Annotated in this window: 12 protein-coding genes and 1 riboswitch; of the genes, 6 read left to right on the plus strand and 6 right to left on the minus strand. The window is 68.2% G+C overall.

Translation table 11 applies throughout. The features are described from left to right. Positions 1–20 precede the first annotated feature (20 nt). The 4 genes from ACIA58_RS39100 to ACIA58_RS39115 all read left to right on the plus strand — a co-directional run bounded on the left by ACIA58_RS39100 (position 21) and on the right by ACIA58_RS39115 (position 7,320). Positions 21–1,289 carry a Fic family protein gene (locus ACIA58_RS39100; RefSeq protein WP_396408920.1) on the plus strand — a complete coding sequence of 423 codons (1,269 nt, stop codon included), beginning with the start codon at positions 21–23 and terminating at the stop codon, positions 1,287–1,289. A 65-nt stretch (positions 1,290–1,354) separates the two neighbouring features. Beyond that, a complete protein-coding gene (locus ACIA58_RS39105) occupies positions 1,355–1,936 on the plus strand; it encodes a DinB family protein (RefSeq protein WP_396408921.1) in 582 nt (193 codons plus the stop codon). A 66-nt stretch (positions 1,937–2,002) separates the two neighbouring features. Further along, a riboswitch (cobalamin riboswitch) is annotated at positions 2,003–2,171 on the plus strand. A gap of 131 nt (positions 2,172–2,302) precedes the next feature. Further along, the gene (locus tag ACIA58_RS39110; RefSeq protein WP_396408922.1) at positions 2,303–6,283 is read left to right on the plus strand and encodes a ribonucleoside-diphosphate reductase subunit alpha; all 3,981 of its coding nucleotides are present in this window, start codon (positions 2,303–2,305) and stop codon (positions 6,281–6,283) included. Next, entirely contained in the window at positions 6,280–7,320 is a 1,041-nt protein-coding gene (locus ACIA58_RS39115) for a ribonucleotide-diphosphate reductase subunit beta (RefSeq protein WP_396408923.1), read from the plus strand. Before ACIA58_RS39110 ends, ACIA58_RS39115 begins: the two co-directional genes overlap by 4 nt. A gap of 87 nt (positions 7,321–7,407) precedes the next feature. Here ACIA58_RS39115 and ACIA58_RS39120 read toward each other — a convergent pair whose 3' ends face one another. The 4 genes from ACIA58_RS39120 to ACIA58_RS39135 all read right to left on the minus strand — a co-directional run bounded on the left by ACIA58_RS39120 (position 7,408) and on the right by ACIA58_RS39135 (position 11,058). Next, entirely contained in the window at positions 7,408–8,616 is a 1,209-nt protein-coding gene (locus ACIA58_RS39120) for an alginate lyase family protein (protein ID WP_396408924.1), read from the minus strand. A gap of 76 nt (positions 8,617–8,692) precedes the next feature. After that, complete coding sequence (locus ACIA58_RS39125; RefSeq protein ID WP_396408925.1) at positions 8,693–9,271, minus strand: isochorismatase family protein; 579 nt, start codon at positions 9,269–9,271, stop codon at positions 8,693–8,695. 12 nt (positions 9,272–9,283) lie between these two features. Continuing rightward, positions 9,284–10,618, minus strand: coding sequence for an MFS transporter (locus tag ACIA58_RS39130; protein WP_396408926.1), 1,335 nt, complete (start codon positions 10,616–10,618; stop codon positions 9,284–9,286). Next, positions 10,615–11,058: a MarR family winged helix-turn-helix transcriptional regulator gene (locus ACIA58_RS39135; RefSeq protein WP_396408927.1), complete on the minus strand. Its 444-nt coding sequence runs from the start codon at positions 11,056–11,058 to the stop codon at positions 10,615–10,617. Before ACIA58_RS39135 ends, ACIA58_RS39130 begins: the two co-directional genes overlap by 4 nt. A gap of 101 nt (positions 11,059–11,159) precedes the next feature. Here ACIA58_RS39135 and ACIA58_RS39140 point away from each other — a divergent pair, with 101 nt between their 5' ends. Then, the gene (locus ACIA58_RS39140) at positions 11,160–12,629 is read left to right on the plus strand and encodes a glycoside hydrolase family 3 protein (protein ID WP_396408928.1); all 1,470 of its coding nucleotides are present in this window, start codon (positions 11,160–11,162) and stop codon (positions 12,627–12,629) included. Positions 12,630–12,784: 155 nt separating this feature from the next. After that, positions 12,785–13,786, plus strand: coding sequence for an N-acetylglucosamine-6-phosphate deacetylase (gene nagA, locus ACIA58_RS39145; protein WP_396409295.1), 1,002 nt, complete (start codon positions 12,785–12,787; stop codon positions 13,784–13,786). Here nagA and ACIA58_RS39150 read toward each other — a convergent pair. Further along, the gene (locus tag ACIA58_RS39150; RefSeq protein WP_396408929.1) at positions 13,779–14,015 is read right to left on the minus strand and encodes a hypothetical protein; all 237 of its coding nucleotides are present in this window, start codon (positions 14,013–14,015) and stop codon (positions 13,779–13,781) included. The genes nagA and ACIA58_RS39150 overlap by 8 nt on opposite strands. Beyond that, on the minus strand, positions 14,012–15,610 hold the full coding sequence (cimA, locus tag ACIA58_RS39155) for a citramalate synthase (protein ID WP_396408930.1): 1,599 nt from the start codon (positions 15,608–15,610) through the stop codon (positions 14,012–14,014). Before cimA ends, ACIA58_RS39150 begins: the two co-directional genes overlap by 4 nt. Positions 15,611–16,065 lie beyond the last annotated feature (455 nt).

Raw genomic sequence — 16,065 nt, forward strand, 5'->3', positions numbered from 1 at the left:
GGATAAGGTTGAATAAGGGTATGGCGAGGGTCGAGTTGCATCGGTGGCCCGGGCATCCGGACGGGTTCACCCGCGCGGAGCGGCTGGGCGGGTCGTACGAGTTGTACTTCCCCGACCCGCTGGTCGGGCGTGAGTTCGACCTGAGCGAGGACGTCCTCGCGGTGCTCGAGGACGCCGCGGGTGATCTGGCGCGGCTGGACGCGACCGCGGCCGTGCTGACGAACAGCGAGGCCCTGGCGCGGCTCCTGCTCCGGGCCGAGGCGGTCGGGTCCTCGCACATCGAAGGACTCGTCGTCGGCGCGAGACGGTTGCTGAAGGCCGACGTACTGCGGGAGCGGACGCAGGACGTGACGGCCGAGGAGGTGCTCGGCGCGGTCGACGCGATGACCTGGGTGACCGAGTCCGTGCAGGCCGGCGACAAGCTCGAGGTCGACCACCTGCTCGAAGCGCACCGCCGGCTGATGGCGCAGTCGGCGGTCTCGGAGTACGGCGGCGAGATCCGCTACCTGCAGAACTGGATCGGCGGCCGCTCCCCCGCCGAGGCGTACTACGTCCCGCCGCCGGCGCAGCTGATCCCGGAGCTGCTCGCGGACCTCGTCACGTTCGTCCGCGAGTCGCGGCTGCCTGTGCTCGCGAAGACGGCGATCGCACACGCGCAGTTCGAGACCATCCACCCCTTCGCCGATGGCAACGGCCGGACCGGGCGCGCGCTGATCCACCTGATCCTGCGCGCCGAAGGCCTGGTCACCCGCACGGTGCCACCGGTCTCGCTCTCGCTCGCGACGCACGCAGCGGAGTACGTCGACAGCCTCACCGCCTTCCGGTACGTCGGACGCGCGACGACGCCGAAGGCTCGCGCCGCCGCGAACCCGTGGCTGCGGATGTTCGCGCTGGCCTGCACGCACGCGACCGCGGAGGCCGCCCGCTTCGAGCAGGCTGCCGTCGATCTCAAGGCTGCTTGGCGGGAACGCGCCGCGCCGATCCGGGCCGGCTCCGCGACCGAGCTCCTGATCGAGGCGCTGCCCGCTGCGCCCGTCCTGACGCTCGCGGCCGCGGCGCAGCTCATCGCCCGCTCCCAGCAGGCCGCCAACCAGGGTCTCGCCCGGCTGGTGGAGGCACGCATCCTGCGCGAGGTCACCGACGGCCGCCGCAACCGCGTCTACGAGGCGCCCGAGCTCATCGACGCCTTCACCCTGCTCGAACGCCGCTTCGCCAGCCCGGCCGCCGACACCCGGATCGAGCCACCTAGCAGACCTGTCCCGGCGAGGCCAGAACCGACACACCAGTGAATTGACTTTCGTCTCCCCGGCGAGCAAGAATTCGAACATATGTTCGATCGTACAGGGGAGATGTGATGTCGGAGGCGTTCGACTGGGACATCCTGCACCGGCCGTCGGCGATGGCCATGGTGCGCGGCCAGCTCGGCTTCAGCTGGATGGTGCTGTCCGGCCGGCTCGCGCAGTTGACCGACGAGCAGTACTTCTGGCGACCGAGCAGCGAGGCGCTCACCGTCGTCCGGCGGCATTACACCGGCCACTTCCGGTCACTCGGGTCCGGCGAGTGGGTCGCGCAGTGGCCGGACGAGCCGGACCACCGCGGCCCACGCACGATCGCCTGGCTGATCGCCCACCTGACCGAGACGTTCTTCGAGCGCTGGGAATGGACGTTCGGCGCCAGCCAGCAGGGGCGCCAGGACATCAACCTGCACGGCAACGCGCGGGACGCGGTGGCCTGGCTGACCTACTGGGTGGAGGCCTGGCGCGACGCGATCGCCGCCCTGGACGAGGACGAGGTGATGACGATCGGGCTGAGCCAGGCCAACGAACTCGACGCCGGCGAGCCGTTCGGTCATGTCGTGCTGCGGCTGAATCGCGAGCTGATCCACCACGGTTCGGAGATCATGACGCTCCAGGATCTCTACGCGGTCGCGGCGTGAGACGGCGGACCACAAGATGTGCGACTCGCGGCGTGGCGCTACCACAAGATCTAGATCTCTCCACCTAGCATCACTACTGCTGGTGGTTCGGAGCGGTCCACACCACAAGATGTGGGCCACTTCGAGGCAACAGGGGAATCCGGTGCGAATCCGGAGCTGCCCCGCAACGGTGAGCGGACGTGCTGTCGAGAGGCGTCCGCGAGTCCGGATACCTGCCGCCGGCGCATGCACCGCCGGTGCATGCGGTCCGAGATCTCGCGGGTGGGTCGCAGGGCGTGACGGCAGTGTTCCGGCCGGTGCTGCCGGTCCCGTCGTGCGCCTGCTCGCGTGGTCCCAGGCTTCCGAACTCTTGTGGAGAGCACACCTGTGACCCTTGCTTCCTCAACGGCTGCAGCATCCCCGTCCCCGTCGTCAGGGACCGCGGCGGACCAGCCGATCGAGCTCACCGTCATCCGTCGCGACGGCAGCAGCACCCCGTTCGACGCCACCAAGATCTCCGTCGCCGTGACGAAGGCGTTCCTCGCGGTCGAGGGCGCCGACGCCGGTGCCACCCATCGGGTCCGCGACCTGGTGACCGACCTGACCGGCCGGGTCGTCGGAGCCCTGACCAGCCGCGGCCGTCATCACACAGGTCGCCGCAGCGTGCAGGTCGAAGACGTCCAGGACCAGGTCGAGCTGGCGCTGATGCGTGCCGGCGAGCACCAGGTCGCCCGCGCCTACGTGCTGTACCGCGAGGAGCGGACCAAGGCCCGCACCCCTGCAGACCCGGCCGGCGTCACGGCGAAGCCGTCGCTGACTGTCCGCGCGGCCGACGGCAGCCGGTCCCCGCTCGACGTCGACCGACTGCGGGTGATCGTCGCGGAGGCGGCGGCCGGACTCGACGCCGTCGATCCCGAGCTGATCCTCAACGAGACGCTCGGCGCCTGCTACGACGGCATCGCCCAGCACGAGGTCGAGCTCGCGCTGGTGATGGCCGCGCGCGGCTTCGTCGAGACCGAGCCGGAGTACACCTTCGCCGCGTCCCGGCTGCTGCTGGACCAGATCCGGCGCGAGGCGCTGGGCCGCGTCCACGGCCAGCCGCGAGAGGCCAGCCAGGCCGAGATGGCCGAGGCGTACGTCGACTACTTCCCGCGCTACATCCAGCTCGGGATCGAGGCCGGCCAGCTCGACCCCGAGCTCGGCACCTTCGACCTCGATCGTCTCGCCGCTGCGATCAGGCCCGAGGCCGATCTGGACTTCACGTTCCTCAGCCTGCAGACGCTCTACGACCGGTATCTGCTGCACATCGACAAGGTCCGGTACGAGCTGCCGCAGGCGTTCTTCCTCCGGGTCGCGATGGGCATGGCACTGCGCGAGGACGACCGCGAGGCGCGGGCGATCCAGTTCTACGAGCTGCTCAGCTCGTTCCGTTTCATGTCGTCGACGCCGACGCTGTTCAACTCCGGAACCACCCGGCCGCAGCTCTCGTCCTGCTTCCTGACCACGGTCGAGGACGACCTGGCCGGCATCTTCGGCGGCATCCGCAACAACGCGCTCCTCGCCAAGTACTCCGGCGGCCTCGGCAACGACTGGACCCCGATCCGCGGCATCGGCGCGAAGATCCGCGGCACGAACGGCGAGTCGCAGGGCATCGTCCCGTTCCTGAAGATCGCCAACGACACGGCGGTCGCGGTCAACCAGTGCTTCGGCCCCGAGACCCTCGTCTACACCGCCGCGGGTGCACAGCCGATCAGTGACATCGTCGTCGGTGACCTGGTCCTCGGCGCGAGTGGCCGGTATCGCGAGGTGACGAAGACCTTCGTATACGACCAGGACGGTCCGATGGTCGAGGTCGACGTCAAGCACTCGGTCGACCCGTTGCTGGTAACCGCCGGACACCCGTTCTACGCGATCCAAGGTGTTCCGATGGAGCAGAGCAACGAGCGGACCTACCGGTGGCTCGACAACGGCAAGGCCACCGCCGGATGGGTCGAGGCAGGCATGCTCAGCAAAGGGGATTACATCGCTCAGGTCGTACCGGAGGAGATCGTCCCGGTCCGGGATCTGACCGAGGACGACGCGCGGCTGTACGGCATCCTGCTCGGCGACGGACATCTGTCGAAGGACCGGAACCAGTGGGGCGTGTCCGGCAACCCACAGCGCGACACGCACCTCCCCTTCGTTCGCGCCTACCTCGCGGCCCGGTCGATCCACTTCTGGGAGACCGGTCGCGGTGGCGCCTACCAGCAGATCCACTGGGCTGCCGGACGAGGCCCTCGCCGGGATTCACTCACCGGCCAGATCGCAGGCCCCGGCGAGCCGACGTTGCCGTTCACGTACGACGACCTGTACGACGACACGCACTCCAAGCGCATCGCGCGGCGACTGGCGCATCTGCCACTCACCCACACTCGCGCACTCATCCGTGGTCTGCTCGAAACGGACGGCGGCATCTCACGCGGGAAGGAGATCTACTTCACGAGCACCTCGCAGGGTCTGGCCAGCGGCATGCGCTACCAACTGCTCCGTCTGGGGGTTCCCACCGCCGGCCAGTTCCGGATTCGCGAAGGTGAGCACGTCGGACGTCGTTCGGACGGCTCCGAGATCGCCTTCTCGAAGCCGGCGCACGCCTCCGATCTCCGCATTCCGGCGGTCCCTGGGATCGCCGAGGTGCTGGGCGTGACACCGGTCGAGAAGCTCAACTGGATCACACACGAAGGCATGGTCTTCTCCCGGGTGCGCGAGGTCCGCAGGACGCCGATGGTTCCGGTCGTGCACGACCTCGAGGTCGATATCGACGAGTCCTACATGACAGTCGCCGGATTGGCTCACAACGGTGGCAAGCGCAAAGGCGCGGTCTGTGCGTACCTGGAGACCTGGCATATCGACGTCGAGGAGTTCCTCGACCTTCGGAAGAACACGGGCGACGAGCGGCGCCGCACGCACGACATGAATACGGCGAACTGGGTGCCTGACCTGTTCCTGCAGCGGGTCGAGGCCGGTGGCGAGTGGACGCTGTTCTCGCCGGACGAAGTGCCTGATCTGCACGACCTGTACGGGACGGCCTTCGCCGAGGCGTACGCCGGGTACGAGGCCGCGGCGGACCGTGGTGAGATCCGGGTCTTCAAGCGGGTCAAGGCCGTCGACCTGTGGCGGCGGATGCTGACCGTGGTGTTCGAGACCGGGCACCCGTGGATCACGTTCAAGGACGCCTGCAACCTGCGCTCGCCGCAGCAGCACGACGGCGTCGTCCACTCGTCGAACCTGTGCACCGAGATCACCCTCAACACCACGGTCGAGGAGACCGCGGTCTGCAACCTGGGCTCGGTCAACCTGGTCGCGCATCTCACCGCGGACGGGCTCGACGCCGAGCTGCTCCGCGACACGGTGAAGACCGCGGTCCGGATGCTCGACAACGTCATCGACGTGAACTTCTACACCACGCCCGAGTCGGAGCGGGCCAACCAGCGCCACCGTCCGGTCGGCCTCGGGCTGATGGGCTTCGCGGACGCGCTGTTCGCGCTGCGCATCCCGTACTCGTCCGACGCCGCGGTCGAGTTCGCGGACACGTCGATGGAGCAGATCAGCTACCACGCGATCGAGGCGTCGAGCGATCTCGCCGCCGAGCGCGGCCGGTACTCGACGTACGAGGGATCGTTGTGGAGCAAGGGGATCCTGCCGATCGACTCGCTCGAACTGCTGACGGCCGCCCGCAACGGCGACGTGATCGTCGACGACAGCAGGCGGCTGGACTGGGACGCGCTGCGGGCGAAGGTACTGCGCGACGGCCTGCGCAACTCGAACGTGATGGCGATCGCGCCGACCGCGACGATCTCCAACATCTGCGGCGTGAGCCAGTCGATCGAGCCGACGTACAGCAACCTGTTCGTGAAGTCGAACATGTCCGGGGAGTTCACCATTGCCAATCCCTACCTGGTCGCCGAGCTGAAGGCGCGCGGGCTGTGGGACCAGGTGATGGTGTCGGACCTGAAGTACCACGACGGTGTCCTGGCGGGCATCGAGCGGATCCCGGCGGATCTGCGCGAGCTGTACGCGACGGCGTTCGAGATCGACCCGCAGTGGCTGGTGAAGGCGGCTTCGCGCCGGCAGAAGTGGATCGACCAGGCGCAGTCGCTGAATCTGTACATGGCGAAGCCGTCGGGCCGCGGGCTCGACGAGCTGTACCGGTCGGCATGGCGCTACGGCCTCAAGACGACTTACTACCTGCGTTCCCAGTCGGCAACCCACGTCGAGAAGTCCACGCTGCAAGGCACGGACGGCCGACTCAACGCGGTCTCGTCAGTGCTGCCCGAGCCCACCGGAGCGGTCTGCTCCATCGACGACCCTGACTGCGAGGCGTGCCAGTGAGCACCATTTCCGTTGGAGCGGCCCGGATAGAGGTCGCCGACAAGGCGATGATCAACGCCCGCGCCGACGTCAACCAGCTGTTGCCGTTGAAGTACACGTGGGCCTGGGAGAAGTACCTTGCCGGCTGCAACAACCACTGGATGCCGACCGAGGTGTCGATGCAGGCCGACATCTCGCTGTGGAAGTCCCGGGACGGCCTGACCGACGGCGAGCGGCTGATGCTCAAGCGCAACCTCGGCTTCTTCGCCACCGCGGAGTCCCTGGTCGCCAACAACATCGTCCTCGCCGTGTACCGCCAGCTGAGCAACCCCGAATGCCGCCAGTACCTGCTGCGCCAGGCCTTCGAGGAGGCCGTGCACACGCACACCTTCCAGTACATCTGCACGTCGCTCGGACTCGACGAGGGCGAGCTGTTCAACATGTACCGCGAGGTGCCGTCGATCTCCGACAAGGACGCCTGGGCCCTGAAGTACACCCAGCACCTGGAGGACCCGGACTTCCGGACCGGTACGCCGGAGGCCGACACCGCGTTCCTGCGCGACCTGATCGCGTTCTACGTGGTGTTCGAGGGGATGTGGTTCTACACCGGGTTCGCGCAGATCCTGTCGCTCGGCCGGCGGAACAAGATGGTCGGCATCGCCGAGCAGTACCAGTACATCCTGCGCGACGAGTCGATCCACCTGAACTTCGGCATCGACTGCATCAACCAGATCAAGCAGGAGAACCCGCACCTGTGGACCGCCGAGTTCCAGGCGGAGGTCCGGCAGATGCTGACCGAGGCGTGCGAGCTGGAGGTCGCCTACGGCCGGTCCACCATGCCGGACGGCATGCTCGGCCTGACGGCGGAGCTCTGCGAGCAGTACATGCACTTCATCACCGACCGCCGTGCAGAACAGATTGGTCTCGATCCGATCTTCGGTGAAACGCGGAACCCCTTCGGCTGGATGTCAGAGGTGATGGACCTGAAGAAGGAGAAGAACTTCTTCGAGACCCGGGTGATCGAGTACCAGTCCTCGAGCGGACTCAGCTGGGACTGAGACGCGAGAGACCCGGGTTCGGCACAGACGGGAGGGCCCGCGGCGCAACTCGCCGCCCCGCGGGCCCTCCTCTCCCGACAGCCGAGGTCAGCGCGGGTTGTCGGCGTGCGTGAGGGTTTCCCAGGCGAAGAAGTAGTTGGCGCCGGCGGGGCGTTTGGACTCGGTGTAGGCGAGAGTTGTGGGCATCTGCTGGCCGAGGCGGTTGTGGTAGTGGTTGTAGACGATCTCGGTGACGGCGCCGAGGCCCTTCTTCACCGTGCCGCCGCAGAGGTTGGACGGGACCGCGGCCCCGTTCTCCAGGCGGGTGTGGAAGTAGTAGCCATCGGTCAGTCGCTTGCCGGCTTCGGCGTACAGGTTGATGCCCTGGTGGTAGGCGGTCTCGGCGACGTGGGTGGCGGCGGTGAGACCCCAGCCGGTGTGTCCGAAGTCGCGGCAGGTCTCCTGGGCCAGGCCGTTGGTGAACGTCGACTGGCCTTGCCAGTAGTCGATGATCTCGTCGCGGGTGTCCTTCGACGAGCAGGTCGACGGAGCCTTCGGGTACGCGCCATCGGTCGTCTCGTAGACGTACCCGGGCAGCCGTCCGCGCCAAATGCTCAGAGCCTTGTCAAAAGCCGCGTGGTCGTCGAGGAACACCGCGATCCCGATCGCCGCGTCGGTCATGATCAGTTCCCAGTTGCCGTTCTTGCAGCCCGCGCCGTCGCGGACCTCGGGCAGGTACACGTCGCGCAGCATCTTCTCGAACCGCCCGCGCTGGGCCCACTGCCCGCCGTACGTGTGCTTGATCAGCTCGCCGGCCCGCGAGAACGAGGCGCCGGACCAGCCGGTCTGCAGCGGTGCGTTGGTGTTCGTGTGGTCCTTCAGTACGGCGGACCACGCGTCCATGATCTGGATCGCCTTCTTGGCGTAGCGGTCGTCGCGCGTCAGGTACCAGAGCAATGCGTGGGTGTACGCCGCGAGTGCGTCGTCGCGCTCGTCGGAGCAGCCGTTGTTCGGGTTCGAGCTCGAGCCGCACTCGACGATCGCGCGCGGCTTGGGGGTGTACGACAAGGCGGCGTACGAGCTGGCCTTCATCGCGTCGTACGCCGCCTTCTGCGGCTGGGCTCCGGCCTGGACCTGCTGCCGGGCGAAGTCGAGCTGCGCCTTGTCGACGAGGACGCCCGGATGCTGGAACGGAGCCGGCGCCTTGGTGGCCGCGGCGCTGGGCCGGGCGGCGAGAAGCCCGGTGGCCAGCATGGCGGACGCCGCGATCAGCGTCATGGTCAGGATCAGAAGGAAGGGGCGGTGCAATCGGAGCATGGCTGTCTCCTGAGGTGGGGGCGGAGACAGCAAGCTACCCGGAACACCGACTATTAGTAAACCTTCCTAACCAAATTCATCCGAGCAGCGCGCTGATCTCCTCGGTCGTGCCGGACTCGCCGAGCCGCGGGAAGATCCGGGTCAGCGAGTGCTCATGGGACTCGGCTGCGAGGTCGGTCATCGCGTCGGTGGCGAGCGTGACGTTGTACCCGTGCTCGTACGCCGCCCGCGCGGTCGACTCGACGCCGATGCTGGTGGCCACGCCGGTCAGGACGATCTGCGTGATGCCCCGCCGGCGCAGCTGCACGTCGAGGTCGGTGCCGTGGAACGCACCCCAGTTCCGCTTGGTCACGATGATGTCCTCGGGATGGCCGGCCAACTGGTCGACGATCTGGTCCGCTCCGGCCGGCGGCGTCCCACCGGCCGACCGCGGGGGCTGCTCGGTCCGGCCGGTCAGCCGATCGGCGCCGTCAGCCGCGAAGCTGACCCGGACGAGTACCACCGGGAGCTGGTGTTTGCGGAAGGCGTCGGCGAGCTCGACGGTCTTGCTGATCACGTCAGCGGTGCTGAGCGGCGCGCCGGGAAGAGCGGCGACGCCGTTCTGCAGGTCGATGACGACCAGGGCGGTCTTGGGATCGAGGGTGGTGACGGACACGGGTGGACCTCTCTATTCGGGGAGTCGCAGGAAGGTCACCAGCACGAGCAGACCGGCGATGACGAGCAGGAAGATCGCCATCTCGTGCAGTCCGGCCGTCGTCGCACCGTGCTGGAAGAAGTGGGCGTTGGCCGCCGCGGAGATGAGCGCACCGACGTACACGCAGGTCCGCAGCAGGCCGGCGGACGATCCGATCCGGGCCGGATCGGCCTGCTGGTAAAGAGCAGTCTGGTTGGCAAGATTGTTCAGGCCCTGCGGGACACCGGCGATGACACCGACGACGGCGAGGATCCAGACCGACGTATCCGGACCGACCAGCAACTGTGCCGCGGCGGCAGCGACCAGACAGATGCTTCCGGCAATGAGTTTGCCGCGGATCTGTGCGCGCCGGCCGGTCAGCAGCGTGACCAGCACGGCCGCCAGCGACAGTGGTAGCAGGAGCAGACCGGCCGACGAGGCACTGAGTCCGCGGGCCTCTTCGAGCCATTGGGTGAAGCCGTACAGGAACGAGTACGCGCCGACGAACGCGAGCACCTGGCGCGTATACGTCAGGATCAGCGGCCGGTTCCCGCCCAGCACCCGCAGATCGATGAACGGCGCCATCACGCGCAACTGCGTGATCACGAACGTCACCCCCAGGACGAGCGCGAGCACCAGCACGTACCACCGCGAGATCCGCGGCTGCATCAGGAAGAGCATCAACGCGACCAGCGTCGTGGTGAACAACGCGACCCCCGCGTAGTCCAGTCCCCCGGCTCCCCGCGAGCGCGCCCGCCGCGGCAACCACAACGAGCCGAGCACTACGCAGATCACCGACAGCGGGACGTTGATCGTGAAGATCAGGTGCCAGCCGCCGAGCCCGATCAACAGGCCGCCCAGCGTCGGGCCGATCACCGCGATCACCTGGTTCGCCACCGACAGACTGCTCAGGATGCCCGCGGGCGTCGTCATCCCGGTCCGGTCGGCCTCGCTGCGGATCAACGACATCGCCGCCGGGTAGGCCGCCGACGTACCGAGACCGAGAAGGACCCGGGACGCGACGAGTACGCCGAGGTTCGGAGCGAGGGCGCCGAGGAGACCGGCGAGCCCGACGAGCGAGGTCGCGATCAGGTACAGCGGTCGCGGACCGAACAGGTCGACGAGCCGGCCCATCACCGGCTGGCCGACCGCGGTCGCGATGTACAACCCGGTCACCAGCCACGCGGTCTGCGACGGCGGTACGCCGAATGCCGCGCCGATCGGGATCAGCGCCACCGCGAGCATCGACGAGTTGATCGGGTTCAGCACCGAGCCGACGATCATCGGTGCGATCAGCCGGCGGTCGAATCGCGCCGGATCCGCTGTCACTGAGCAGTCGCCTCGATGGCCCGGTCGAGCAACGCGAGCGCCTTGATGATGGTCTGCCGCTCGGCCTCCGTGCAGTGCTCCTGCAACGTCTGCGCCAGCCACTCCTGCCGGACCTTGCGATCACCCTGCAGGCGGTGGCGGCCTGCCGTCGTCAGCGACACGACCTGCCGCCGGCCGTCCTCGGGATCGGGATGGCGCTGGATCAGGTCGGCCTGCCGCAGCGCGGCCAGGATCGCGGCGATCGACTGCGGCCGGATCCGCTCCGCCGCGGCCAGATCGCTGGCCGACGCCGGCCCGTCCTTGTCGAGCCGGCTCAGCACCGACGACTGCGACGGCGTCAGATCGTCGGTGTCGGCGAGCGCCTTCAGCCGCCGTTTGACCCGGCCGAGCACCACCCGGACCTCGCTGGCCGCGCGCATCGCGGACGCCGACAGCTCCATACCGACCACCATAACTCATCAGTCCAGACTGAACAGTTCGGACTGTCATTTAGACTTCGGTGAGGCCGATCATCACCCTTGAGACTTCTCTGGAGGATGTAATGAACGCAGAGCTCGATCGGCTGGCCCATGGTCTGCTGTTTCCCGCGCTGGGCCGGCCGAAGGTGCCGAACTGGGTCCCGGCGCGGATCGAGTCCGGACTCGGCGGGTTCGTGATCTTCGGCAAGGACATCGTCGACGGGTCGCAGTTCCGGCAGCTGGCCGCACAGCTGCACGGTCTGCGCGACCATGTGCTGCTCTCGATCGACGAAGAGGGCGGTGATGTCAGCCGGCTCGCGAACCTCGGCGGCTTCTCGATGCCCGGCAACCGCGCGCTCGGCGAGCTGAACGACGTCGACCTGACCCGGCAGGCGGCGTACCAGATCGGGCTTTCGCTGGTCGAGGCCGGCGTCGACTGGGACCTTGCGCCCGCGGTCGACACGGCGGTCAACCCGCTCAGCCCGAACGGGATCCGCTGCTTCGGCGCGGACCGTGAGCTGGTCAGCCGCCATACGGCCGCGTGGGTGGAGGGCATGCAGGCGGCCGGGGTGAGCGCGTGCGCGAAGCACTACCCGGGTCACGGGATGAGCGGTACGGACGCGCACCTCGCGACGCCGCTGGTCGACGTATCGCGGGCGGAGTTGCTCGCGAGCTACCTCGATCCGTTCCGTGCGGCGATCGAGGCCGGCGTCGACAGCATCATGGTGTCGCACGACCTGGTACCGCAGGTGGACGACGTACCGGCGACGATCAGCAAGGTGCTGTTGACCGACATCCTGCGCGGCGAGCTCGGGTACGACGGCGTGGTGATCACCGATGCGCTCGAGATGTACGGGATCGCGGACGTGGCGCCGTTGCCGGAGGCCGCCGTACGGGCGATCGAAGCCGGGGCGGATGCGCTGTGCCTTGGATCGTGGGCGTTCCTCGACGACGTGGACGTGGCGGCCGCTGCACTGGTCGAGGCGGTGGAGAACGGGCGGCTGCCGCTGGAGCGGTTGGAGAGTGCGAACGAACGGCTGACGCGGTTGGGGACGCGGCCGAAGGCGGACGTGGGTGAGCGGGACAACGCCTTGGGCGACCGGCTCGCTGAGCAGGTCACGGTGACGCACGGGGATCCGCGGCTGCGGGGTGACGCCGTACTGATCATCCGGTTGGAGCCGACGCACTCCCCCGCTGCCGGGTCTTCGGGATGGGGCGTGGAGGAGCTGCTGCGCGGTGCCGGGAAGGTTGTCGAGAGCATCGGGTTGTCCGGGCAGACGTACAACGGGCCAGGGATGGCGCGGGCCGGGGTGGGTGAGTTCCGGTCGGAGTACGGCGCCGACAGTCAGGTGGTGCTGATGGTGCGGGGCGCGCATCGCTTCGACTGGCAGGAGAAGCTGATCGTCGAACTGCACAGCCAGCACCCGGACATGGTTGTGGTGGACATGGGCGTCCCCGGGGTCGACTACTCGGGCTTCGCGGGCTGGATCCAGACGTTCGGCAGCGCCCGAGTCTGCGCAGAGGCAGCCGCCCGCCGCCTACTCGCCCCGTGATCACCTTCCAGAACGCGCACCTGTGCACGCCTGAGCCGGTCCACGGCTGGCTGCAGGTCGAGCACGGCCGGATAGTCGCCCTGGGCCCAGGCGCGTCACCAGAAGTCCCCGCCGGGGGCGACGCGGGTCGGGCCGGGGCGAGGGGTGGTTCGGTGGTGGTTGATGTTGCGGGGCAGTGGTTGGTGCCGGGGTTTGTTGATACGCATTGTCATGGGGGTGGTGGGGCGGCGCTCTACTCGGGGGAGGTGGAGGATGTGGGTCGGGCGGCTCGTAGTCACCTGTTGCGTGGGACGACCAGTCTGGTGGCGTCGGTGGCGACCATGCGGCTCGATCGGATCCTTCGGGCCGCGGCGGCGATCGTCGAGGCGGATGCACCCAACATCCGCGGGATTCACTTCGAAGGGCCGTTCCTGTCGCACCGCAGGCGTGGGGCGCAGACGGCGGACGCGTTGCTCGCGCCTGACGAGAAGGTGTTCGACGAACTGATCAGCGCGGCCGGCGGGCTGGCGATGGCGATGACGATCGCGCCCGAGCTTCCCGGGGCGATCGAGCTCATCGAGCGGCATCGGGACGAGATCACCTTCGCCGTCGGGCACACCGACGACGACGGGACCTGGACGCGCCGCGCGTTCGACGCCGGCGCACGTACGGCGACCCATCTGTTCAACGCGATGCCGGCCATGACGCACCGCCAACCCGGCCCGGTCGGCGCAGCACTCCTCGACGACCGCGTCGCCTGCGAACTGATTGCCGACGGCACCCACCTGTCGCCCGAAGCGCTCGTCGTCGCGACCCGCACAGCCGGCCTCGACCGGACGATGCTCGTCACGGACGCGATGGCAGCGACCGGCCTGGGAGACGGCGACTACTCGTTCGCCGACCGTCACGTCCAGGTCCGTGGCGGTGTCGCCACCCTGCGCGGCACCGACACGCTCGCCGGCTCGGTCCACTTCCTCGCCGACGCACTCGCGACCGCCACACGCGTCCTCGCCGTACCCGTCCCGCAAGCCACACGACTGGTGGCCGGCAACGCGGCCCGCCACTACGGCTGGCAGGACCGCGGAACGCTTGCTATCGGCAACGTCGCCGACCTGGTCCTGCTCTCGCCCGACCTCACAGTAGAAGCCGTCTACCTGGCCGGCACCCCGGTCAGCTGATCGACACCTCGAGCACGCCGATCACCTTCTCGAGCCGGGCCGCCACCCGCCCGGCGTCGAACCCGTTGCCCTCGACGACGATCCGCAGTTCGCCCCGGTCCAGCGACAACGCCAGCTCGCGCACGTCGTACGGGTTCAGCAGGACGGCGATCCGCGCGAGCAGACCGCCCGTCTCGACGACCTCGGCGGTGAACACCGTCATCGTCCGCTCAACGGCGAGCAGGCTCATCGGACGACCTCCTTGTGACGCAGCAGACCGAAGGTGACTCCGTCGACCAGCGCCTCCCACGACGCCTCGACGATGTTGTGCCCGACGCCGACCGTCACCCACGAGCCCTCGCCGTCCGCGGTCTCGATCAGGACTCTGATAACGGCATCCGTGCCATGTCCCTGGTCGAGGATGCGGACCTTGTAGTCGACCAGCTCGAACTTGTTCACGACCGGGTACGCGCGCTCGATCGCCGTCCGCAGCGCGTGGTCGAGGGCGTTGACCGGGCCGTTGCCCTCCCCCGTGACGATCTCCCGCTCGCCGCCCGCGACCAGCTTCACCGTCGACTCGGACACCGCCTCGCCGTCGGCGCGCGACTCGGTGATCACCCGCCACGACTCGACGTCGAAGAACGACGCCCGCTTCCCCGTCACTTCCTCGGTCAGCAGCAGCGAGAACGACGCGTCCGCGGCCTCGAAGGTGTACCCGCGCGACTCCATCTCCTTCACCCGCTCGGTCACCCGGGTGACCACGTCGCGGTCAGCCTTGTTACCGCCGAGGTCGAAGCCGAGCTCACGGCCCTTCAGCTCGACACTCGCCCGGCCGGCCATCTCCGACACCAGCATCCGCATGTCGTTGCCGACCAGCGCCGGATCCGTGTGCTGGTAGAGATCCGGATCCACCTTGATCGCGCTGGCATGCAGGCCCGCCTTGTGGGCGAACGCGGACAGGCCGACGTACGGCTGCCGGGTCGACGGCGGCACGTTCGTCACTTCGGCGATCGCGTGGGCGATCCGGAACGACTCCGACAGGTTGCCCGGCGGGAGCAGCCGGTGTTCGCGCTTCAGTTCCAGGTTGGCGACGATCGCGAGCAGATCGGCGTTGCCGGTGCGTTCGCCGTACCCGTTGATCGTGCCCTGGACGTGCGTGACGCCGGCCTCGACGGCGGCGATCGAGTTCGCCACCGCGCAGCCGGCGTCGTTGTGACAGTGGATGCCGAGCCGGGCCCCGGTGGAATCAAGGACATCCCGTACGACGTCCTGCAGCTCCCGCGGCAAGGTCCCGCCGTTCGTGTCGCAGAGCGCGACCACGTCGGCCCCGGCCTCGACGGCTACTCGTACGACCTCCAGCGCGTAGGCGCGGTTGGCGCGGTATCCGTCGAAGAAGTGCTCGGTGTCGAGGAAGACCCGCTGACCGTGCTCGCGCAGATGCGTGACGGTGTCGGCGATCATCCGCAGGTTCTCGTCCAGGGTGGTCCGCAAGGCCCGCTCGACGTGCGCGTCGTGGCTCTTGGCAACGAGTGTGACGACGCCGGCGCCGCAGTCGCGCAGCGCGGCGACCTGTGGGTCGTCGGCGGCCGCGGTCTGGGGTTTGCGGGTCGCGCCGAAGGCCGCGAACGTCGCGTTCTTCAGGTTCAGCTCGGTCCGCGCCCGCTCGAAGAACTCGGTGTCCTTGGGCACCGCGCCCGGCCAGCCGCCCTCGATGAACCCGACCCCCAGGTCGTCCAGGTACTGCGCGATGGCGATCTTGTCGGCCACGGACAGCGCCAGCCCCTCCTGCTGCGCGCCGTCGCGAAGAGTCGTGTCGTAGACGTGGAAATCGTCCGAGATGCTCATGGGGGTCGGCCTTCCGGAAGGGAGGGTTAGGCAAACAAAAAACCTCCCGCAAGGTGCGAGAGGTCTGCGCGCTCAGGTACAGCTGGCTGAGCGCGCCTAGGGAATAATGCCCTGGTAGTTCTTCATGACGTTTTGCAGTCTGCCACACAATGTCCGAACGATGGCGTCACCGTCTCGCATCACGAACATTCAGTACGCCAACCAGTACTCCAGCGCCAACCCCAGTCCCCCCACCAACGCCCAGTCCCCCACCACCACCTCCACCAACTCCACCAACTCCGCCACCTCCGCCACCCCAGCTCCATCCCCGCCGCCCCACCAGTCACACGAGCGGATATCCGCGCGAGTTGGGGGTTCTCTGCCGGTATGCCAACGAACAACCCCCAACACCAGGGGTTATCCACTCGAATTAAGCGAGCGCCGACGCATGGCGGAAGCGGCGGGGGTGCAGGGTG

This window comes from Kribbella sp. NPDC051586 (assembly GCF_044453965.1).
Taxonomy (GTDB): domain Bacteria; phylum Actinomycetota; class Actinomycetes; order Propionibacteriales; family Kribbellaceae; genus Kribbella.